Origin of the sequence: Blautia sp. OM07-19, from assembly GCF_003481595.1 — a bacterium.
GTDB classification, from domain to species: Bacteria; Bacillota; Clostridia; order Lachnospirales; family Lachnospiraceae; genus Blautia_A; species Blautia_A intestinihominis.
In genome coordinates, this window is the sequence record NZ_QULA01000008.1 from 1 (window position 1) to 19606 (window position 19606).

The following is a 19606-nucleotide window of genomic DNA, read 5'->3' on the forward strand; positions in this document are numbered from 1 at the left end:
GCCCAGCAGGGTATTCATTTTTCGGATATGAGAGTAGTCTACTTCATATACAAATCCATATAAGATCATTTTCCGTAGAAAGGCAGATTTGCTTTTCATCCTGGAAAGACGATATTTTTCTTCTAAAATGTATTGTTCGTCATCATTCAAATAAAATTGTACGGGATGAATTCTGGTACGTTTGCTCATTGAAATCCTCCAATTCGTTTTTTTTTATAAAAAAGAGTACAAAAAAACTGTCTAACCAGTTCGGCTATGACAGTTATGGTACTTGGTTTTTTGTTGGTTTGGACAGATGTATCTGTAAGTTATTTTAACAGGACTGGGTGAAAGCGTCAAATTAAGAAATTATAAAATATGAGAGGGCCAGGGATACTCCCTGATACATTTTGGTAGAATGAACCGGAAAGGGAATTTGACAAAATGAGCCAGTTGTCATGACACTGGCAGTGCTTGCTTCTTTTGGGGTGTAGCCTGCAAAGCAGGCTATGCAAAAGCTATAAAACATAAATAGAACTGTGAGAAGTGGTTGAGAATACAATCCTGATAGCGTATAATCAGAGAAAGAAATCGTAAGTGAGGGATAAATTTGAAACGTGAAGAAATTTTTCAATATGTAAAAGAGCAATATGGAACTGAACCGGAATATTTATGGAAAAAAGATCCTGATTCTGCGGTGCTTCGACATAAAAATGGAAAATGGTATGCTATAATTATGGCAGTGGAAAAGAAAACACTGGGATTAGAAGAAGATGGAAAAATTAATATCCTAGATGTAAAATGTGATCCTGATCTGGTTGGGATGATTATTCAAACGTATGGATTTTTACCGGGGTATCATATGAATAAGCGGCACTGGATTACGATTCTTCTGGATGATTCTGTCAGTGAAGCTAAGACACTGGATTTTCTGGATATGAGTTATGATTTAATTGACAGTGGGAAGTAATTAAAATTAAAAAGGAAGCCTTTCAGAAAAATCTCTGATCGGCTCCCAGGTATTTATTCTGGATATGTATAAGTTGATCTTTGCAATAGGATATTTTCCCAATCTCGTTCATGGCGCAGCACTCGGAGAATATGAATCTCTTTTGTTTCTTCCATTATAATATAAAAAATAATAGATGGCGGAAAAGATCTTTTATGTATGGAATATCCTCTGTACAGAATTTGAGTTCGGGGAAAGGCAGTACTGAACTGACTTAAATTCTGCATTTGTTCTTTCAAATCAGATTGAAAACGGTCAGCATGTTGCTGGCCGAATTCTTCTTCAATATAATCTGCAATGTCTGTGACATCGTAAATTGCTTCCCAGGTTAAAATAATTCTATATTCTTGCATTTCTTCGTGCATCCCTTAATTCTGTGATTTTGCGAAAAGCATCTTCCAGTGGCAATTCACGACCAGCTTCCATATCATCAATTCCCCGGTCTAACATGCGGAGAAGATGATTGTTTTCCTGGCTTTTATCGGTTGTAGGGACTTTTTTTGTTAATTCCATGAAATCACTCCAATCATACGGTTTATAAATAGTGTATGTTGTTCAGAAGTATCTATCCATAGTTTAGCATATAATTGGAGGCAATACAATTAAATTATTTTGCAGGAGCGTCCGTCAGACCGAGAAGATATTCGCAGGAAACATTAAATACTTCGGCCAGTGCGACAACTTCGTAGTCGGGAACGAAACGTGTGCCTTGTTCAATTCGCAGGATTGCCAGATCATTAACATCATATCCTGCAAGTTGTAATTTGGCAGCGAGTGTTTTCTGAGTAAGATTATGAGCCTTTCGTAATTCTTTTACCCGTTGTCCTATTCTGTTTTTACTGTTCGTTTTTTTATCCCAATAAATAATCATTCTGATCCTCAAAAGTTTCTAAAGATGAAGTATTATTATTGATTTTAAGGAAAAATATTGTTACTATACTTCTAAAGATGAAGTTTTTGGAAAGTTTATTTGATTTTTGAAATAAGAAAATGATAATGCTGCCTGTAATGAGAAATAATTCTAATGAGAGGTGGAAAGAAAATGAATGAATTTTATGAAGCAGTATCGAATTTATTTGAGGAATTGCGCTGTGACTTCGGAGAAAGAGAATATACAGTACAGCCGGAAGAATGGAAAGAAGCAGAGAAGAATTTGAAACAAATACAAAAGAAGCTGCCACTACATCTGGAAAAAATCCCAGAGCGTGAGCAGAATTTCTGGAATAAATATCTGGATCAGTTAGAACATTTCCATTATGAAGAGGAGCAGCGGGCTTATTACCAGGGAATGATGGATGTAGTTGAGTTTCTTATTAATATAGGGGCAATAAAGAAATCCACGAATGTTAAGAGAATGATAGAAAAATATGCACGTTAAGAGTGGCGGTATGGGAAACCATACCGCTTCTTCAGAATAATTCAGATAGAATTCAAATGAATTTCAGGGATCTTGTTTATCGTGGTCTGTAGGAATTTTGTATGTGCGCAGGTATGCTTCTACGATGGCAAGGATAGCGGTAATTTGCTCATCGTTGCATTTTGACAGGTACATGAGCAGGCGTTGATAATCAAGATTATCTGTATGATTGTTTGGATAAAACAATGGTTCAGGAGGAACATTTAAAGCGCGTACCAGTTTTCTGATTTTATGAAAACTGGGAACTCGGCCCCCATTTTCAATTTCCTTTAAATATCGGCTGGACATTTCTGCTTTTTCAGCTAATTCTTCATAAGTCAATTTTTGCTCGTGTCGGGCGTTCTTAAAAAACAATCCCAGTTCTTTATCTGTTTGTTTTGGCATATGATACACCTCCATGTTTAGTGTATAGTTCCCTTTCTTGAAAGAAAATGAACTAATATTTCACTAAAAAAGAGGGTGATATTTCACTTTTTAAAAGACATATAAAATTCTGAATTTCCGTAAAACAGATCCGGAGGTATAGGAAAGATTAAGAATTTTATTGTCTGGTATCATATCCGTCATTACGTGACGGATGAAATAGATAAATAGTTCAAAAAAGCAAATAAATTTCTTTACCTCAAAAAGTGAATTATATGCCACAAAAAATGATGGCAAAATATTATCTTTTGATATAAATAGCGTCCGATGGGCTAAAAACTACCCATTTCATTAGACCATCCGTTTTTATTTGAAAATAGATTTAGGACAGGATTTACTAATCTTTCGCAACATTTATGTCCCCGGGCAGGCATGATAAAATAGAGGTAGAAAGGATAGATAAAGGAGGTTTTGAAGATGAAGATACTGCTGAAAATATTGGTCGCTCCCTTTGCTTTAGCGTTGTCCCTTCTGGCGGCTCTGCTGGTGTTCCTGTTTGATATTTGTGCCGTCCTGCTGACGATTGCCTCTGTGATTCTGGTGGTGCTGGGTGTCGTTCTCTTTTTCACGCCGACGCCCATAGGCGGGATTGTATTTCTGTTTCTTGCCTTCCTTCTTTCGCCGTATGGACTGCAAGCGGCGGCGGGCTCCCTTCTTTGGACGCTGGATGGAGGCAAATCCGCTCTGTACCGGTTTCTGGCAAGTTAAGCAGCCTCGGGCCATACTGGCCCGAAGTTGGGGCGGTCTGGATGGGCCGCCCCTTTCTCATGGAAAGGAGGGATGATTTTTGGCTACCACAACTTTGTTACAGCGCCATGCGGGCGAAGGCGAAACGATTGCTGAGGCAATCCGGGATTGTCTGGACTATGGCAAGGACCCGGAGAAAACAGAAAGCGGAAAGTATATCTCCGCTTATGAATGTGATCCGGCCACCGTGGCGGACGAGTTCCTTTTGGCAAAGGCCAGCTATGCCGCTATGACGGGCCGGGAACAGAAAAAAGAAAATGATGTGCTGTGCTATCAGATACGACAATCCTTCTATCCGGGCGAGATCACCCCGAAGGAGGCGAACCGTATCGGCTATGAGTTGGCTATGCGCTGGACGAAGGGGCGGCACGCTTTTATCGTTACCACGCATACCGACAAGCAGCACATCCATTGTCACATTTATTACAACTCCACCACCCTTGACTGCACCCGGAAATTCCGAAACTTTTGGGGCTCCAGCTTCGCCCTCCGTCGGCTCTCTGACAGGCTGTGCCTTGAAAACGGGCTATCCATCGTGGAGAACCCGAAGCCCCGGAGCAAGGGTAAGTATCGGAATTATGGAGAATGGCAGAAAGAACGAAAAGGACCGCTTTCCTATCAGGACAGGCTGCGCCTCGCCATTGATACTGCGCTGGCGGAGTACCCCGCTGATCTGGACAAATTTCTCAATTTGATGAAGAGGGCCGGGTATGAGGTCAAGAAGGTTCGGGGCGGCGGTATCAGTTTCCGGCTGACCGGGCAAGGGCAGGAACGCTTCACCCGTCTGCGTGCCTCCACGCTGGGGGACGGCTACGACTTGCAAGATGTTCTGTCCGCCATTGAGGGCAAAGAAAAACGCCCCGGACATTCGGAGCGGAAAATCAGTCTGGCGGTGGATATTCAAGCAAAACTGGCTGCCGGTAAGGGACCGGGATATGAACACTGGGCGAAGGTATTTAACATTAAGCAGATGGCCGCTGCCCTTGCCTATATACAGGACAATGGACTGACCGATTATGAGCAGTTGGCACAGAAAGCCACCGAGGCGGCAGAACGTTTCCATGCCATTTCCGAGTAGATCAAGCAGACGGAACAGGCCATGAAAACCAATGCCGGGCTAAAGGCCGCAACGGTTCAGTATGCCAAAACCCGTCCGGTCTTTGAGCAGTATAAGGCGACGAAGTACAGCCGGAAATTCCTTGCGGAGCATGAGGCCGACCTTGAACTGTACCGGGCTGCACAAGCGGAAATGCGCTCTCTGCTGGGCGGGGCGAAGCTCCCTAAAATGGATGTGCTGAAGGAGGAAGGCCGCAAGCTCACAGCAAAGAAAAAACAGCTCTATGGAGAATACCAGAAGGCACGACGGGATATGCAGGAGATCGTCACGATCAAGGCGAACATTGACACTTTGATGGGCTACACCGAGCCGGGCAGAAAGCATGAAAAGGAGCGTTGAGATTATGAAAACAAGGAGCAAAGCGACGCTGACACTTCGGGCCATGTTGGCCCGAAGATACGGGTTTGGGGCGAGCCCCAACAAGCCGCCTTTGTGCCACTTGTGGTCACAGAGGCATTGCTTGCCATTTAGCGACACCCCCAAAATAGCACAAAAAAACAGAGGCTCTTATTTCTGAACCTCCGTTTCTCTGGCTTTCTTGAGCCCTTCGGCTGTGGCCTCCATGACAACTAGCTCCTTTTCATTCATGGAGTTGAGAAGTACATCAATGTGCTTTCTGCAACTGTGCTCGTCCCGCTGTTCTTCCCGGTAGAAAAACTGGTCTACGGAAATATCGAACATGGTAACGAGTTTGAAAAATAAATTGAAGCTGGGATGTTGTCCCTTATTTTCAATATTCATAATCGTGCGGTCTGTCTTGCCGACCAGCTCCGCCACATAGGCCTGTGTCCAGCCTCTTTCTTCTCTAGCTTGTTTGATTGCCAGCCCGAGCCCATGAAAGTCAAACCTGATTTCATCTTGGTTCATTCTCATATCACCCTATATCATTGTACATTTCGGGTTGAATTATGAGAATGTAATGAAATTTGATGTTAAGTAGTATTTTATTTCGCTGTCAGATAGCCACATGATTGAATATAGCAAACGATTGTGATAAAGTTGATACGAATATGCCATAAAATTATATTCTGCAAATTGATCAATGTTAAAGAGAGGTATTTTATATGAATTACACAATTCTAATAGTTGATGACGATATGGCTATCAATGATATGCTTGTTAAATATCTTCGGAAAAATGGTTATATAACATATTCTGCTTATTCAGGAACAGAAGCCCTTCTTTTTCTTGAAAAGCAAAAAGTTAATCTGATTATTTTGGATTTAATGCTTCCCGGTCTTTCTGGCGAACAAGTTTTAGCAGAAATAAAGAAAACAAAAAATGTACCTGTAATCGGTCTATCTGCAAAAGAAGATTCTAAAAGTAAAATTTTCTTATTGAAAAACGGTGCTGATGATTATGTAACGAAACCCTTCGATATAGAAGAACTACTTGCAAGGATTGAAACGATTTTGCGACGGATTTATGAAAATCAATATACATCAAATTCCTTGTTATGTTGTGGCGATTTAAATTTAGATACAATAGGAATGGAGGCCACTCTAAAAAATCAAAAATTGCCCCTTACAAAAAATGAGTTTGCTATATTGAAAATGCTTATGGAACATCCGCAACAAGTATTTACGAAAGATATGATTTATGAGCAATTATGGAATGAAACTTTAGAGGGAACTGAAAATGCTATCAATGTTCATATCAGCAACTTACGCAAAAAAATTGCTGCAATAGATAATAGTAAATCATATATTAAAACGGTTTGGGGAATTGGGTTTAAGATGGACATATAATCTTTATGAAATCCTTAGATTTAGAAAATAATTTACTTAAACTTATCCCTTACACTAAAACCACAAGGAGGGATATATCATGGAATATATATTAAGAACGAACACAGTATCTAAAAAATACACAAATTATTATGCTGTTGATAAAGTATCCATTTCTATTAAAAAAGGCGAAATATATGGCTTGATTGGAGAAAATGGTGCTGGTAAGTCTACTTTAATGAAAATGATTGCAGGTTTGGTTGAACCATCAGAAGGCTCTATTGAACTATTTGGAAATTTTGTTCCCCAGACCGAGCGTTATCGTATTGGTTGTGTAATTGAATCTCCGGCACTTTATGCAGAATTAACCGCAAAACAAAATTTGGAAGTATTTAGAAAAGCATATGGACTGTCAAGCAAAGAATCTGTACAGCAAATTTTAAAGCAGGTGGGTCTGTCACAATATGAAAATAAAATTGTCAAAAAATTTTCATTAGGTATGAAACAGCGTTTAGCCATTGGCATTGCCTTGTTGGGAAATCCTGATTTTCTGATTCTTGATGAACCTATTAATGGTTTAGATCCGACTGGAATACAAGATATGAGGAATTTCTTATTAAAACTAAATAGGGAAGAACATATTACTATTATGATTTCCAGTCATATCTTGGGGGAATTGTCAAAAATTGCAACGAAATACGGCATTATTAAAAATGGCAAGCTGATTGAAGAAATCACTGCAAAAGAATTAAATGAAAAATGTCAATGTTGTTTAAAAATTAAGGCATCAGATACTGCACAGGCCGCTATTTTAATAGAGAAAAATCTCCATACTAAAAACTACGAAATTCTTTCCGATAATAATATTCGGATTTTTGAATATGTAGACAATCCCGGAATTGTAAACTCCTTACTGGTTAATCATGGAATTTCTGTTGATGAATGTACTGTAACAAAGGAGTCACTGGAAGATTACTTTAATGAAAAAATGAGAGGAGGCATAGTCAATGCTTAATTTAATTAGAGCTGATTTTTATAAAGCAATACATGGAAAAGTCTTGAAAGTATGTTTTCTTATGATGACAGGATGGATATTCTTATGTGCTTATGCACAAAAAGCAACGATTGGCATGAGGGAATATTTGGTAGGTACAGAAGTTTCTGCAAATTACTGGGATTCTTTTTTTAATTATTACCCGGTTGTATTCCCTTTGATTATTTTTTGCAGCTACTATTTCTCAAATGATTTTTGTCAAGGGACTGTAAAACATTATATAGAAAAAGGTCTGTCACGATGGAGTTACTTCTTATCAAAATTGGTAATTGGCTGGAGTGTATCATTCTTTTTTTTGGTGTCTGCCTTTTTAATTGGTTTGTTATGTAATAAAATTTTTTTTGGAATAAGCGGTCTTACTTTTACAAGCATTAGCAATATAGTGTCCTACATATTCTGTGAGGCATTATATCATATGGCTGTATCAACGCTCGCAATTTCACTTGTTTTTCTCATAAGAAACAGTTCAGTTAGCATGGCAGTTAATGCTTTGCTTATATTTTTTGGTTATCTGGTTCTTCATGGATTGGAAAGTATTTTGGGCTTAGGATATAACATCACAATTTTTTGGGCAATTAGTAATATCAATAAAACAAGAATAGATATGGCAGTTCAATGGCTTCCAACCGCAATTATCATTTTCTTCGCCTATATGATTATATTTGGTGGAGTTATAGGAACAATTTTCAAGAAAAGAGATATTACATAATGCAGGGAGGGATAATGTTATGAGTGTGGTACTTCAAATATATGCTATCATTGTGACACTATCTCTTATTATTGTTTTATCATTTTACTTGTTTCATCGTAGGGAGGTAACCCGGTTAAGCCAGAAATTGCAAACACTTTTACATTCATTTACCCATGCGGAATTGACATTAGATTTTCCTTCTTCCGATATAACCGATCTTGTAAATGCTTTAAATGAATTGCTTCGAGTTTACCACAAACAAGTATATTCATTACAAAAAAAGGATGAGGCAATCAAAGAAACAATTACAAATTTAGCTCATGATCTTAGAACACCTGTGACTGCTATTCAAGGATATACCCAAATGCTTCTACAATCGCCGGAGTTGTCCGAGGAAGATTTAGATGCAGCAGCTGTTATAAACGAAAGATTGAATGTTTTAAATCAGTTACTAAATCAGTTGTTTGAATTTGCACGAATAGAAGCTGATGAAATGGAATTTTCTTATACTACATTTGATTTAAATGCTGTTTTACGCTCTGTTGCAGTTTCCTTTTTTAAATCTTTTGAGGAACGCAAAATAATTCCAGCATTAAGTATTGCAGAGATTTCTTTTCCATTTTATGGAGATGAAAAAGCAGTAACCAGAATTTTTGAAAATATCATTTCTAATGCCTTGTCACATGGGAAAAGTGATTATCATTTTTCATCTTATGATGATAATGAAAATTACCATTTTTCTTTTCAGAATTTTACAGACAGCATAAATGAATCTGATATAGACAAAATATTTAATCGTTTTTATACAACAGATTTATCCCGTTCCCGCAAAACAACCGGTTTGGGTCTCACAATAGCAAAGAATTTAACAGTAAAAATGGGCGGTTCTATCAGTGCTTCTCTAAATAATAATGTTTTTGAAATTGTAGTGTGCTTTCCTAAGCAAAAAGGATAAAAAACTGATGAGCCTGCTTTGGTGGTTAAAAAAAACCGCTTATAAAGTAGGTGTATTACATTGCTTATTCACATAAAAAACTTGATGGCGGTTTCAAAGCCGCCATTTTTCGTGCAAATAATATTCTAACACAAACATGGTGGCGTAGGAGGATGCCGTCATGTCTGCGTTAGTGATTCACAATACCCATGAGTTACATCAGTTAAAAAAAGCCTTGCCCCTCCTCCGGGGTATTCTGGTTACTTATATGAAAAATATTATCATGTAAACGACAGTTCTATTTCATGCGTCCGTATGGCTTCATGCCGTCCGGGCGTTTTTCTGTTTTTATGGGACAACTTCGGGTCATACTGGCCCGAAGTCCAGCCCCGGTGCCGTTCCCCGCCGGTTTCGTTTCGGTCACTTGTCAACCAACAACCGAAACGGAGGTCTATATGGCTATTATCAATTTGCGGGACTATTACCCATTCTATACATCAGATTGTTTTATGGAAGTATCAGAGGAAGTTGCTGAAATGTTCAAGGAATTTGACCGGAAAGAGGCGGCTTACCGTCTGCGTACCTACCGCCATAAAGCCTACTACTCCCTTGATCGGGATGATGGGCTGGAGCATGAAGCGGTATTTGTTTCTCTTTCTCCCCATGAACTGTATGAACGCAAGATTTCCATGCAGGAACTTCACGCAGCCATTTCCAGTCTGCCTGATAAACAGGCAAAACGGATTTATGCTCATTTCATTCTTGGCATGACAAAAAAGGATATTGCCCGGGCTGAGGGCGCGGATGAAAAGGTGGTTCGTGTGGCGATTGAGCGGGGACTGAAGAACTTAGAAAAATATTTAAAAAAATTTTTGTAAGGCGTACCGTTTTTGCCTCAAAAATGAAAAGGCTTATGAAAGGCAACAGAACTTCGGGTCACAGTGGCCCGAGGTTCCCATAAGCCTTCTGCACCTTGCTACGAAAATAAAACTCGTAGCAAAAAACTGAACCTTGACAACAAATGTTTTTAACAATTATGAAAGCATCACTATAAAGCAGTCACAGTATTGGCTGCCTGTAGTGAGATATTGATCGTATTTAAGAAAGGCTAGCTTTGAGCTTCCACATGATAGCCATGCTTTTCCGATTCCCGTATATAACGAGAAAGCTGTTTTTGTTCACAGTGCTTACGTCTTGTTTCAAAACAGGATTAGGACGTTTTTTATATACCTCAAAATACAGGAAAAACAATTTTCTCGTATTTATTAAGAAATTTTTTAAAAATTTCTTCCCACACCCCGACAAATGCACTCATCTGTTTGGGATATGTGTGAAGGGGAAGCAAGAACTTTGCTTATTGCCTACCGGCGGGGAAGGAGGTGAACTCTTATGGAGCAATCCTCTTTTCAAGATGAGCAGACAGTCAGACATCAGTTTGATTCTCTGTGCAAGCTGGCATTGAAAAGTGAAGTTATTAATTATGAAAAGCATATGGCATATCGCCAGAAGTATGAAGTGATGTTGTCAGAATTATCAGAAAAGGAGTTGAGCAGACTTTTTATAATGGATGAGCATGAAATGGAAACACATCGTTTTCAGGTCCTGGGTTACGACATAGAAGTCAAAGATGCATTGATTGCTGAAGCACTGCAGACACTTACTGAAAAGAAAAGGAATGTTGTGTTATTATCATATTTTATGGATATGAGTGATGCAGACATTGCCAGAGAAATGAATCTTGTACGCAGCACAATTAATGAGCATCGTAGACGATCACTGGAACTGATGAGAAAAAATATGGAGGAATCTGCAAATGAAAAAAAGTAAAAAACAGAAATGCGCATTTGATTTGCTGCCATTCCATGTTATTGAGGCAGCATCAACTGGTGATACTGAGGCAATCCAGGCAGTGTTGAAGCATTATGAAGGGTACATAACAGTTTTGGCTATCAGAAAAATGTTTGACGAATTTGGACAGGTGCATTATTGTGTAGATGAAACTCTGCGTCAACGCCTGGAAGCAAAACTGATTACTAAGACCTTGGGATTTGATACGAAATCATATGTAAGGAAAAGTAATCAGTAAAGGGAGTATTTAATATAGATTCCTTTTCCCCTTCAGGAATTTTTGTACCTTGAAAATTGTATATTGTTTTACATACAGGACGTGAAGATATGTAGAGCCACTAGGTAAATCCGCCATGATATATCTGCTCTGTTAATGGAGTAAATACGAGGAAATGCTGAAATATAACATTGAAGTAAAGGTATGGAGCGAGAAGAATTTGACAAAATGTGTAGCAGCTGCACAGGGCGACGAAGCATATCTGTGATAATGATACTTCCAGAAAAAATCTGGTCATATTTAATGACGGTGCAAAACCGATGTGGGCAGAGTACTGAACTGCCACCTGTATTGTAATTTTATCTGCCGATGACAGTGTATAAAATTGTAAATTGTCATGGGCAGATAAAAATGTTTTGTCCAAAGAGAAAAGGAGGAGAGAAGAGTGGCGATTAAAATTGAAAAAGGTAAGATTCCAATTTGGGAAAAATATATGCTTACGGTGGATGAAGCAGTGCAATATTTTGGAATAGGTGAAAAGAAAATAAGGATGTTTATTTCGGAACATCTAAATTCAGAATGTTGCTTTACAGTCCAGGTGGGGTGTAAGTCATTGATTAACCGTAAGAAATTTGAGGCCTTTCTGGATCAGACTACGTCTTTGTAAAAAATATACGAACAATTTAGCACTTTAAAGTGGAAATGCTAGCCCTGGTATGATATAATACCTATATCGTGCTAGGGCTTCTTCGTAGAAAGGGGCGAAGACGTTTGGGTAAAACAAAACGTGACCAAAAACGACGAGATAAAAAAGGTCGAATTTTACGAAACGGAGAAAGTCAGAGAAAAGATGGAAGATATGCGTTTGTATATACAGATTGTTATGGAAAGCAGAAGTTTTTGTATAGTTGGAAATTAGAGCCAACAGATTCTCTGCCAACTGGATGCAGACCATGCTTAGCTCTAAGGGAAAAAGAAAAAAATATCCAAAGAGATTTACATGATGGTATAGTACCTTACGGAGGAAATTTAACAGTTTTGGATTTGGTTCAAAAATATATTGGACAAAAAAAGGGGGTTCGTCATAATACTCAGGCGAACTATGATTTTGTGATCAATATAATAAAAAAAGAAGAATTCGGAACCAGAAGAATAGATAAAATAAAATTGTCGGATGCAAAAGCATGGTTTATTAAGCTGCAAGCAGATGGAAGAGGATACAGTTCCATTCACAGTGTGCGTGGAATTGTAAGACCTGCATTTCAGATGGCAGTTGAAGATGATTTACTGCGCAAGAATCCTTTTGAATTTCAATTATGTACAGTTGTCGTAAATGACAGTGTTACAAGACAGGCAATTACAAAAGAACAGGAAGAGTTATTTCTGGAGTTTATCCGAAATGATGACCATTACTCAAAATACTATAATGGAATGTTTATTTTGTTTAAGACTGGACTTCGTATTTCTGAGTTTTGTGGATTGACAGTGAAAGATATTGATCTTCAGGAGAGAAAAATCAATGTGAATCATCAGCTTCAGAGAACCAGAGGAATGCAGTACGTCATTGAAGATACCAAAACTTCAAGTGGAACACGAATGTTACCGATGACAGATGAAGTTTATGAATGTTTTGAACAGATTGTGAAAAACCGTAAAAAAGTAAGGGTTGAGCCGATTATAGATGGATATAGTCGATTCTTATTTCTGGATAAAAAAGATATGCCTGAAGTAGCACTTCATTGGGAAAAACATTTTCAGTGGGCGTTAGGAAAGTATAATCGTACTCATGAGGAACAAATGCCAAAGATCACGCCTCATGTATGCAGGCATACATATTGTTCCAATATGGCGAAAGCTGGAATGAATCCGAAAGCACTCCAATATTTAATGGGACATTCTGATATAGGGGTTACGTTAAATGTATATACGCATCTGGGATTAATTGATGCAAAAGAAGAGATGAATAGGATTGCAAAACTGGCATAGTATGATAAAATAATAGAAAAAAGAATTAAGAATAATCTGATTATAAGGTTCTTAGAAAGCCTGTTTTCCAGGCTGATTATTACTAAGAAGTTACTAAATTTGGATAAGAAAATATACGAATTTATGCTGTGATATACAGGAAAATGACAGGATTGAAGATTATCGGAAAATGCCTGCAAACAGCGTAAATACAGCATTTCAAGGAGTTTTAAGCAATGATAAGTGTGTTATTTGTCTGCCACGGCAGGATTTACCGGGCATGATGAAAAGTCTCAAATCGTCTCATAAGCCCCGTTTTTAAGCGTTTTTTGTGCTTCAGTCTCAAATTTACCAAAGATTTACCAATATTTCTGGAGAGCCAGACTTGCAAAAAAATGAGCCAGAATGAGGAGATTAAAACATGAGCGAATTGAAACCAAGAATAACGGAAAACGGAATTGATTATATCCTTGTTGGAGATTACTACATCCCAGACCTGAAACTGCCGGAAGAACACCGCCCCATTGGAAAGTATGGACGGCTGCACCGGGAATATTTAAGGGAAATCCATCCAGCCCGATCGAACACATTGACCTTGACTGGGGAGTTATGGACATATCTTTCAGACCTGAACGAACAGGCACAGGAACGGTTAGACACCATCATGGAGCAGATGAAAATTGCCGAGGGCGTAACCGAGGAATTAAAGTGTACCCGTCAAATGGAATGGGTGCGGCGGTGCAATAATATCCACAATCGGGCAGAAGAAATTGTTTTGCATGAGATAATTTATTCATAATAGTATGGTGTCAGGATTATGACAAATCAGAGGTTAAAAGGTGCGTTATGTTAAAAAGCATAGGGTTATATTTTAGAAAAATAGATTTTCTGAATTTTGCAGTTGGAGCTATAATGCCAATCATTGTATTGTTTATAGTTTATTCATCAGTCAAATCAAATATAATTCTTCAAGACACTGATTTTTTATCACTGTTGATGAATCATAAAGGGAAATTCATATTTTACTTTTTCGTGTCCTTTATTGAAGAAGTTATTTTTAGAGGAATTATTTTTGGGCTGTTGCTGCAAAAATGTAAAAATAAGTATTTGAGTTGCGTAATAGCTGCACTTATTTTTACACTACCACATATTTTTAATACCGATAATATTTCTGTTCTGGTAATGTTTATTTTTCCTTTTCTATATGGAATATTTGCCAATGAAATGTTTTACACTACAAAGAGTATTTGGATGCCCACAGGGTTTCATTGGTTATGGAATTATACAATAACAAGTTTGTTTCTTGTTACAGGAACACAAAGTTTCATATATGTACATATCATAGTAGCAATGATTATAATGATACCGTTGTTTTACATTGTTATTGGGAAAACACGCCTAAGTGGCGATTGATAGCTTACAGTTTATCGCTTTATACAATATCAACTGAATAACCACAGCACAAACCGCTGCTACATGGAAGCCAACAAACCATGCAACAGCGGTTTTTCTTTACCGTTTTTTCCTCTGGCTGATAGGCGTTCCCATTTTCTTTGACTTCTTGAGAATACGAATGAGCCAGCGAAATTCTTCATCTGACAGATTTTTATAGTTGATACCAAGCTGCTTACAGTAAAGGACAACCAGCTTTTCATCCCGACTGCCCTTGAAATTTTTAACCGCTTCCAGATTTTCTTTCAGTTCATCGGCAACGGTGGTCTGGGGTGCACTCTCACTGTCCTTTTTGTGGGCTTCCCGAATATCCCGAATAATGAGGTTGAGGTCATCCAGAACCATGTGGCTGAAATATTCATCATCGCTGATATGGGCGGCTTGCAGCACTTTCAAGTGCAGATCATCTTCGCCGGGGCGATACCGTTCAATGATTTCATGCCGGACGGTATCGACAAGGGCGTTGAGGTTTTGAATCTGCATGGTGGCAATCCCGTCCACATAAATCTCAATGTCTGCAAGAAACTTGATAAAATCCTTATGAGTGGCAAGCTCACAGAGCAGACGGTTGTTAATCCGCCCACTTTTCAGAAGTGCCACCATCTCATCATTCAAATGCAGTTCCGTTAATGGCGTGTTGATCTGCTCCCGGTTCTCTGTCCGGCACAGCAGATAATCAACGGAAACTCCATAGAAGTCTGCCAGCGTGATGAGGTTGCCATGATTGATTTCTTTATAATCCTCTTTTTCATAATTTCCAAGAGCTGATTTGGAAATGCCCGTCAGCTTTGATAATTCTTCCAGATTTAAGCCTTTGTCCTTGCGGAGTTCCCAAAGGCGTTCCTGTATGCTTGTTGCTCCTTTCATGGGCGCACGCTCCTTTCCGGTGGTTTGATTGCTGCCGCTTATCTGGATTATATCACACTTTCCGCAATCGTGGAAATTTCTGATTTTTACCTCTAATTCCTACTTTGTGGACATACGGCACAGGGCACAAAAATGTTCTATGATACAGGTAGTTCATCGATGGATTATTCCAATCGAATGACCAGCCTGTGTGGGATATGCTTCCCCGGCGATGTAGTGCCATGACTTTTGGCAGGGATATGGAGGAACCCTGACCAAAACGAGCGTACCAAAGGGAGCGATACGCCGCTGTGAGATTCAGGGGAGGAACGACACCGGGGAGAACTGGCGAACTGACACCGAAATGATACCGAAACACGACAATCTGATAGGGGGGCAGTCTACCCTATCGCTGATACTTCGGGGAATTTTAGGCGGCTCTATGACCATAATTTTGCCGAAAATCGCCCCGAAACCATACACGAAAACGGGAGGAAGCGCAATATGCCGAGAATGAGCAAAAAGAGGAAGCATGAGCTTTCCTTTTACCTCAATGACCGGGGGCGTGTCACTTACAACGAGTTATGCCGGAAATGCCAGCATGGATGCAGGCAGAGCTTCCGGGCGGTTGTGGTTGACTGCCCCCGTTATTTATCCAAACGAGCAAAGAAAAAGGAGGAACATACCGAATGAATTTTGAATTTATGACGATAGACACACCATTGCCACCCTGTATGCCATTCCCCAGAGCGTTGACAGGATTTCCAGTCAGCAGCACCGCAAAGGTCATGTACTGCCGGATGCTGGACGCTATGCTATCCAAAGGGCAGGAGGACGAGAACGGAATCCTGTTTGTCTGCTTCCCTATCACAGGCATTGCCGCAGTCCTGTCTCGCAGCCCCATGACGGTCAAGCGTTCTCTGAATGAACTGGAAACCGCCGGACTTATCATGCGGGTGCGTCAGGGCGTGGGAGAACCAAACAGGATTTATGTGCTGATACCGGGAAAGGAGGACGCTGCCCTTGCCTGATACCTCAAAGCTGGAAAAGCTCAACCAGGAGTTGGAAAAGAGTGAAAAGAAACTGCGGAAAGCTATTAATGATGAAAAGGCATTGCAGCACCAGCTAAAGCAGCTTACCCGAAAAGAACGGACACACCGGCTCTGTACTCGTGGCGGTATGCTGGAAAGTTTTCTGCAAGAGCCGGAACGCCTGACAGATGATGATGTCATGCTGTTGTTGAAACTCATTTTTCACAGGCAGGACACGCAGGAACTATTGAAAAAACTGTTGGAACGGGAGAAGCCGGAAACCCCTTAGTTTACTAAGGGCGCAATTATACACCACCCAGAGGTTGGTGCATTGCGTTCTCCGAAGGCTCCTCGCCGGAGGGCTGTGATTTGTGCGAGCAATGAGCCGAACGAATATGCTTGCATATTCACTCGGCGAATGCCGCAGCAGCCGACAGAATGTCGGCTTCCGCGGTCATGGTCTGCTCCAAATCATACAGGGGACGCTACGCTTCCCCTGCGCTGGCTGCCGCCAGCTACCCTTTTGTGGACTTGCCATCTGGGGACACCTTGCGCTGCAAGCTGTTCCCAGCCGACAAGTTTCATAAAATATGCTATCTTTTCGATAGGCGATGAAGTATAATGAAGATGACAACAAATCGGTAGTTGGAGGAAAAATAATGGACTACAAAATAGATGATAAAAACCTTGATGTATCAATGTTTATTTCTTTTGTCAATCAAGTATGGCAAGGTAATTATGATGTGGAACAAACAAGGATGGCATTATCTAAAACATTAAATATAACAGCCTATGACAATAAAAAGCTAGTAGGATGCTTGCGTATTCTTTCCGATGGTTACTATTTTGGAACAATTACAGAGTTACTGGTTCTTCCTCAATATCAAAAACAGGGGATTGGAAGCAAACTTCTTCAACTTGCAAAAGATAATACACCTACAATGTTATATTTCGGCTCTCAACCAGAAGCAGAAAAATTTTATGAAAAGAATGGTTGTCAAAAAAGTTTACAATCTTACATGATAAATAGAAAAGAGTAAGGGACAATTTGAAATTATAAGTGGATTTTTGCGAAGCTGTATGATACTATTATTTTATAACGATTTGAAAATTCGTGGATTACTTAACAAATTAGAAGGAGGTATTTTATATGTTTAAAAAAGCTTTTTGGGTTCCTTATGAGGATAGTGCCAATTACCCAACTCTTGCAAAAACTATGGAAGCAATTTCAAAGTATTGTGAAGAAAATGGTGAGTCTTATACATTTATTAACGATGACGAAGTGGAGATAAATGGAAAAAGATATGAAATATATAGGGGCTACGAAAATGGTAGTAGGGGAAATTACGGCATAAAATGTAAAGAAAAATAAATCCAATTTGTTATTCTACACACATCGGGTCAACTTGTCCCGAACTTTCACAACTAAATACCCGCCGCTTACACAGCGGCACACCGAGCAGGAAATCTGAAAAAGGTCTCCTGCTTTTTTTCTGCCCAAAATGAGGTGGTAAAACGCCACCCCATCTGCCAAGCATAGAAAGGAGTGACACGAAATGCCCTGTCCACACAACGAAATCTCGATTGTTCAGCGAAGTCAACAGCAGTCTGCGGTTGCCGCAGCTGCCTACCAGAGCGGCGAAAAACTGTTCTGTGGATACGACCAAGAAGTGAAGCACTACCCGGAAAAGCGTGGTATCGTCCACAATGAAATCCTGCTCCCGGCAAATGCCCCGCCGGAGTATGCAGACCGCAATACCCTATGGAACGCCGCCGAAGCGGTGGAAAAGCAATGGAACTCCCAGCTTGCAAGGCGGTGGGTGCTTACCATCCCCAGAGAGATACCGCCTGACCAGTACGCTGTCCTTGTCCGGGAGTTTTGCCAGCAGCAGTTTGTTTCAAAAGGCATGATTGTTGATTTTGCCATCCATGACCCCCATCCGCCGGGATACAATCCCCACGCCCATGTCATGCTGACCATGCGGGCAATGGACGAACATGGGAAATGGCTTGGCAAGAGCCGCAAGGTTTATGACCTTGACGAGAACGGGGAACGGATAAAACTTCCGTCCGGCAGATGGAAAAGCCATAAGGAAGATACCGTTGACTGGAACGACCAGAAGTATTGTGAAATCTGGCGGCATGAATGGGAGGTCATCCAGAACCGCTATCTGGAAGCCAACAACCGCCCGGAGCGTGTGGACTTGCGTTCCTATGCCAGACAGGGGCTTGATATAGTCCCTACTGTCCATGAGGGGGCTGCTGTCCGGCAGATGGAAAAGCGAGGTATCCAGACGAATATCGGAAACCTGAACCGGGAAATTAAAGCCGCCAACAGCTTAATGCAGTCCATCTGGCAGCTCATCCAAAACCTCAAAGACTGGATTACCGAACTGGGCGAAAAACGGAAAGAACCGCTTGCACAAAAAGCAGCGGAGGAAGCTGTCTTTCTTCCCAATCTACTGATGAAATATATGGAGATACGAAAAGAAGAACGGAAAGACTGGACGAGGGCTGGACAAAACCGGGGGACTTCCAAGGACTTAAAGACAGTCAGCGAAGCATTGTCCTATCTCCGGCGAAAGGGGCTTTCCACCGTAGAGGATTTGGAAGCGTTTCTGAAATCTTCCGAGAAATCTGTTGCCGACTACCGCAGCCAGATGAAGCCAAAGGAAACCCGCAGTAAAGTGATTGACGGGCTTCTTTCTGCCCGGATAGACTGCAAGGAATGTAAGCCCGTCTATGAAAAGTACCAGAAGCTATTTTTTAAGAAAACAAAGGAAACTTTCAAGCAGGAACACCCGGAGGTTGCCCGGTATGAGAAAGCCATCGCCTACCTTGCCAAGCACCCGGACGATAAGGACAGCACCCAAAAGGAACTGCAAGAGGAGCAGGAAACACTTCTGGAAGAAATTGCAGCCCTGAAAACACCGCTGACCGAGGTACAGGAGGACTTGAAGAAGCTGCGGGACATCCGCTACTGGGTACGGAAAGCCACACCCGGCACAGAAGAAAGCAAAGAGCCGCCCAAGAAGCAGCCCATCAAAGAAGTCTTGCAGGATAAGGCGAACGAGAAAAAAGCACAAAGAACTGTCCCGGCACAGACGAAACACAAACAACAGGATATGGAACTTTAACAGGCACTTGCC

At 40.4% G+C, this 19606-nt stretch carries 26 protein-coding genes and 2 pseudogenes; 21 read left to right on the forward strand and 7 right to left on the reverse strand.

Annotated features, from left to right (window positions below):
* Window positions 1–189, reverse strand: a pseudogene (locus tag DXC01_RS20435) (plasmid mobilization relaxosome protein MobC); the annotation flags it as partial.
* Window positions 190–589: 400 nt separating this feature from the next.
* Here DXC01_RS20435 and DXC01_RS07540 point away from each other — a divergent pair.
* Window positions 590–949 (forward strand): MmcQ/YjbR family DNA-binding protein, encoded by a 360-nt coding sequence (locus DXC01_RS07540; RefSeq protein WP_118045779.1) that lies wholly within the window; start codon window positions 590–592, stop codon window positions 947–949.
* A 53-nt stretch (window positions 950–1002) separates the two neighbouring features.
* Here the strand turns inward: DXC01_RS07540 and DXC01_RS07545 are convergent, their stop codons facing one another.
* From DXC01_RS07545 to DXC01_RS07550, 3 genes are all read right to left on the reverse strand, one after another.
* Complete coding sequence (locus DXC01_RS07545; RefSeq protein WP_015541273.1) at window positions 1003–1341, reverse strand: type II toxin-antitoxin system RelE/ParE family toxin; 339 nt, start codon at window positions 1339–1341, stop codon at window positions 1003–1005.
* Complete coding sequence (locus DXC01_RS20270; protein ID WP_015541274.1) at window positions 1328–1501, reverse strand: hypothetical protein; 174 nt, start codon at window positions 1499–1501, stop codon at window positions 1328–1330. The genes DXC01_RS07545 and DXC01_RS20270 overlap by 14 nt, the downstream gene beginning before the upstream one ends.
* Before the next feature lie 94 nt (window positions 1502–1595).
* The gene (locus DXC01_RS07550) at window positions 1596–1859 is read right to left on the reverse strand and encodes a helix-turn-helix domain-containing protein (RefSeq protein WP_118045780.1); all 264 of its coding nucleotides are present in this window, start codon (window positions 1857–1859) and stop codon (window positions 1596–1598) included.
* Window positions 1860–2030: 171 nt separating this feature from the next.
* On the opposite strand from DXC01_RS07550, the gene DXC01_RS07555 reads away from it, so the two are divergent.
* Window positions 2031–2366, forward strand: a complete 336-nt coding sequence (locus DXC01_RS07555; protein ID WP_022214380.1) for a hypothetical protein — start codon at window positions 2031–2033, stop codon at window positions 2364–2366.
* A 63-nt stretch (window positions 2367–2429) separates the two neighbouring features.
* Here the strand turns inward: DXC01_RS07555 and DXC01_RS07560 are convergent, their stop codons facing one another.
* Window positions 2430–2789, reverse strand: a complete 360-nt coding sequence (locus DXC01_RS07560) for a helix-turn-helix domain-containing protein (RefSeq protein ID WP_015524620.1) — start codon at window positions 2787–2789, stop codon at window positions 2430–2432.
* Between the two features lie 456 nt (window positions 2790–3245).
* Between DXC01_RS07560 and DXC01_RS07565 the strand changes: the two genes are divergently transcribed.
* Both DXC01_RS07565 and DXC01_RS07570 read left to right on the forward strand, forming a co-directional pair.
* Window positions 3246–3536 carry a CD1845 family protein gene (locus DXC01_RS07565; protein WP_118698648.1) on the forward strand — a complete coding sequence of 97 codons (291 nt, stop codon included), beginning with the start codon at window positions 3246–3248 and terminating at the stop codon, window positions 3534–3536.
* 79 nt (window positions 3537–3615) lie between these two features.
* Window positions 3616–5031 (forward strand): annotated as a pseudogene (locus DXC01_RS07570) (relaxase/mobilization nuclease domain-containing protein).
* Window positions 5032–5199: 168 nt separating this feature from the next.
* On the opposite strand, the gene DXC01_RS07575 reads toward DXC01_RS07570, so the two are convergent.
* Complete coding sequence (locus DXC01_RS07575; protein ID WP_044996579.1) at window positions 5200–5559, reverse strand: helix-turn-helix domain-containing protein; 360 nt, start codon at window positions 5557–5559, stop codon at window positions 5200–5202.
* 197 nt (window positions 5560–5756) lie between these two features.
* On the opposite strand from DXC01_RS07575, the gene DXC01_RS07580 reads away from it, so the two are divergent.
* The 11 genes from DXC01_RS07580 to DXC01_RS07630 all read left to right on the forward strand — a co-directional run bounded on the left by DXC01_RS07580 (window position 5757) and on the right by DXC01_RS07630 (window position 14541).
* On the forward strand, window positions 5757–6440 hold the full coding sequence (locus DXC01_RS07580) for a response regulator transcription factor (RefSeq protein ID WP_005423706.1): 684 nt from the start codon (window positions 5757–5759) through the stop codon (window positions 6438–6440).
* 79 nt (window positions 6441–6519) lie between these two features.
* On the forward strand, window positions 6520–7434 hold the full coding sequence (locus DXC01_RS07585) for an ATP-binding cassette domain-containing protein (RefSeq protein ID WP_117962351.1): 915 nt from the start codon (window positions 6520–6522) through the stop codon (window positions 7432–7434).
* Window positions 7427–8182 (forward strand): ABC transporter permease, encoded by a 756-nt coding sequence (locus DXC01_RS07590; RefSeq protein WP_118698649.1) that lies wholly within the window; start codon window positions 7427–7429, stop codon window positions 8180–8182. The genes DXC01_RS07585 and DXC01_RS07590 overlap by 8 nt, the downstream gene beginning before the upstream one ends.
* 19 nt (window positions 8183–8201) lie before the next feature.
* Entirely contained in the window at window positions 8202–9119 is a 918-nt protein-coding gene (locus DXC01_RS07595; RefSeq protein WP_118611846.1) for a sensor histidine kinase, read from the forward strand.
* A 434-nt stretch (window positions 9120–9553) separates the two neighbouring features.
* On the forward strand, window positions 9554–9976 hold the full coding sequence (locus tag DXC01_RS07600; RefSeq protein ID WP_199704986.1) for an RNA polymerase sigma factor: 423 nt from the start codon (window positions 9554–9556) through the stop codon (window positions 9974–9976).
* A 511-nt stretch (window positions 9977–10487) separates the two neighbouring features.
* Window positions 10488–10925, forward strand: a complete 438-nt coding sequence (locus DXC01_RS07605) for an RNA polymerase sigma factor (protein ID WP_005426505.1) — start codon at window positions 10488–10490, stop codon at window positions 10923–10925.
* Window positions 10912–11184 (forward strand): helix-turn-helix domain-containing protein, encoded by a 273-nt coding sequence (locus DXC01_RS07610; RefSeq protein WP_118698650.1) that lies wholly within the window; start codon window positions 10912–10914, stop codon window positions 11182–11184. The genes DXC01_RS07605 and DXC01_RS07610 overlap by 14 nt, the downstream gene beginning before the upstream one ends.
* Before the next feature lie 424 nt (window positions 11185–11608).
* Window positions 11609–11830, forward strand: coding sequence for an excisionase (locus DXC01_RS07615; protein ID WP_243111571.1), 222 nt, complete (start codon window positions 11609–11611; stop codon window positions 11828–11830).
* Window positions 11831–11934: 104 nt separating this feature from the next.
* Window positions 11935–13149, forward strand: a complete 1215-nt coding sequence (locus DXC01_RS07620; RefSeq protein ID WP_044960653.1) for a site-specific integrase — start codon at window positions 11935–11937, stop codon at window positions 13147–13149.
* 400 nt (window positions 13150–13549) lie between these two features.
* Window positions 13550–13927, forward strand: a complete 378-nt coding sequence (locus DXC01_RS07625; RefSeq protein ID WP_118265303.1) for a TnpV protein — start codon at window positions 13550–13552, stop codon at window positions 13925–13927.
* 47 nt (window positions 13928–13974) lie between these two features.
* The gene (locus tag DXC01_RS07630; RefSeq protein WP_118265302.1) at window positions 13975–14541 is read left to right on the forward strand and encodes a CPBP family intramembrane glutamic endopeptidase; all 567 of its coding nucleotides are present in this window, start codon (window positions 13975–13977) and stop codon (window positions 14539–14541) included.
* 99 nt (window positions 14542–14640) lie between these two features.
* Here the strand turns inward: DXC01_RS07630 and DXC01_RS07635 are convergent, their stop codons facing one another.
* Window positions 14641–15447, reverse strand: a complete 807-nt coding sequence (locus DXC01_RS07635; protein ID WP_118698651.1) for a helix-turn-helix domain-containing protein — start codon at window positions 15445–15447, stop codon at window positions 14641–14643.
* Window positions 15448–15930: 483 nt separating this feature from the next.
* Between DXC01_RS07635 and DXC01_RS07645 the strand changes: the two genes are divergently transcribed.
* The 6 genes from DXC01_RS07645 (at window position 15931) to mobQ (ending at window position 19594) form a co-directional block, all read left to right on the forward strand.
* Window positions 15931–16119: a hypothetical protein gene (locus DXC01_RS07645; protein WP_002592123.1), complete on the forward strand. Its 189-nt coding sequence runs from the start codon at window positions 15931–15933 to the stop codon at window positions 16117–16119.
* On the forward strand, window positions 16116–16457 hold the full coding sequence (locus DXC01_RS07650) for a DeoR family transcriptional regulator (RefSeq protein ID WP_116705710.1): 342 nt from the start codon (window positions 16116–16118) through the stop codon (window positions 16455–16457). Before DXC01_RS07645 ends, DXC01_RS07650 begins: the two co-directional genes overlap by 4 nt.
* Entirely contained in the window at window positions 16450–16746 is a 297-nt protein-coding gene (locus tag DXC01_RS07655) for a DUF3847 domain-containing protein (protein ID WP_116705709.1), read from the forward strand. Before DXC01_RS07650 ends, DXC01_RS07655 begins: the two co-directional genes overlap by 8 nt.
* 370 nt (window positions 16747–17116) lie before the next feature.
* Window positions 17117–17497 carry a GNAT family N-acetyltransferase gene (locus DXC01_RS07665; protein WP_044987242.1) on the forward strand — a complete coding sequence of 127 codons (381 nt, stop codon included), beginning with the start codon at window positions 17117–17119 and terminating at the stop codon, window positions 17495–17497.
* Between the two features lie 110 nt (window positions 17498–17607).
* Entirely contained in the window at window positions 17608–17829 is a 222-nt protein-coding gene (locus DXC01_RS07670) for a DUF4318 domain-containing protein (protein WP_004612768.1), read from the forward strand.
* Window positions 17830–18013: 184 nt separating this feature from the next.
* On the forward strand, window positions 18014–19594 hold the full coding sequence (gene mobQ, locus DXC01_RS07675) for a MobQ family relaxase (RefSeq protein WP_118698652.1): 1581 nt from the start codon (window positions 18014–18016) through the stop codon (window positions 19592–19594).
* Window positions 19595–19606 lie beyond the last annotated feature (12 nt).

Coding starts and splice junctions, on each gene's coding strand:
- DXC01_RS07545 (WP_015541273.1), bottom strand. CDS start 1,341: ATGCAAGAATATAGAATTATTTTAACCTGGGAAGCAATTTACGATGTC.
- DXC01_RS20270 (WP_015541274.1), bottom strand. CDS start 1,501: ATGGAATTAACAAAAAAAGTCCCTACAACCGATAAAAGCCAGGAAAAC.
- DXC01_RS07550 (WP_118045780.1), bottom strand. CDS start 1,859: ATGATTATTTATTGGGATAAAAAAACGAACAGTAAAAACAGAATAGGA.
- DXC01_RS07555 (WP_022214380.1), top strand. CDS start 2,031: ATGAATGAATTTTATGAAGCAGTATCGAATTTATTTGAGGAATTGCGC.
- DXC01_RS07560 (WP_015524620.1), bottom strand. CDS start 2,789: ATGCCAAAACAAACAGATAAAGAACTGGGATTGTTTTTTAAGAACGCC.
- DXC01_RS07565 (WP_118698648.1), top strand. CDS start 3,246: ATGAAGATACTGCTGAAAATATTGGTCGCTCCCTTTGCTTTAGCGTTG.
- DXC01_RS07575 (WP_044996579.1), bottom strand. CDS start 5,559: ATGAACCAAGATGAAATCAGGTTTGACTTTCATGGGCTCGGGCTGGCA.
- DXC01_RS07580 (WP_005423706.1), top strand. CDS start 5,757: ATGAATTACACAATTCTAATAGTTGATGACGATATGGCTATCAATGAT.
- DXC01_RS07585 (WP_117962351.1), top strand. CDS start 6,520: ATGGAATATATATTAAGAACGAACACAGTATCTAAAAAATACACAAAT.
- DXC01_RS07590 (WP_118698649.1), top strand. CDS start 7,427: ATGCTTAATTTAATTAGAGCTGATTTTTATAAAGCAATACATGGAAAA.
- DXC01_RS07595 (WP_118611846.1), top strand. CDS start 8,202: ATGAGTGTGGTACTTCAAATATATGCTATCATTGTGACACTATCTCTT.
- DXC01_RS07600 (WP_199704986.1), top strand. CDS start 9,554: ATGGCTATTATCAATTTGCGGGACTATTACCCATTCTATACATCAGAT.
- DXC01_RS07605 (WP_005426505.1), top strand. CDS start 10,488: ATGGAGCAATCCTCTTTTCAAGATGAGCAGACAGTCAGACATCAGTTT.
- DXC01_RS07610 (WP_118698650.1), top strand. CDS start 10,912: ATGAAAAAAAGTAAAAAACAGAAATGCGCATTTGATTTGCTGCCATTC.
- DXC01_RS07625 (WP_118265303.1), top strand. CDS start 13,550: ATGAGCGAATTGAAACCAAGAATAACGGAAAACGGAATTGATTATATC.
- DXC01_RS07630 (WP_118265302.1), top strand. CDS start 13,975: ATGTTAAAAAGCATAGGGTTATATTTTAGAAAAATAGATTTTCTGAAT.
- DXC01_RS07635 (WP_118698651.1), bottom strand. CDS start 15,447: ATGAAAGGAGCAACAAGCATACAGGAACGCCTTTGGGAACTCCGCAAG.
- DXC01_RS07645 (WP_002592123.1), top strand. CDS start 15,931: ATGCCGAGAATGAGCAAAAAGAGGAAGCATGAGCTTTCCTTTTACCTC.
- DXC01_RS07650 (WP_116705710.1), top strand. CDS start 16,116: ATGAATTTTGAATTTATGACGATAGACACACCATTGCCACCCTGTATG.
- DXC01_RS07665 (WP_044987242.1), top strand. CDS start 17,117: ATGGACTACAAAATAGATGATAAAAACCTTGATGTATCAATGTTTATT.
- DXC01_RS07670 (WP_004612768.1), top strand. CDS start 17,608: ATGTTTAAAAAAGCTTTTTGGGTTCCTTATGAGGATAGTGCCAATTAC.
- mobQ (WP_118698652.1), top strand. CDS start 18,014: ATGCCCTGTCCACACAACGAAATCTCGATTGTTCAGCGAAGTCAACAG.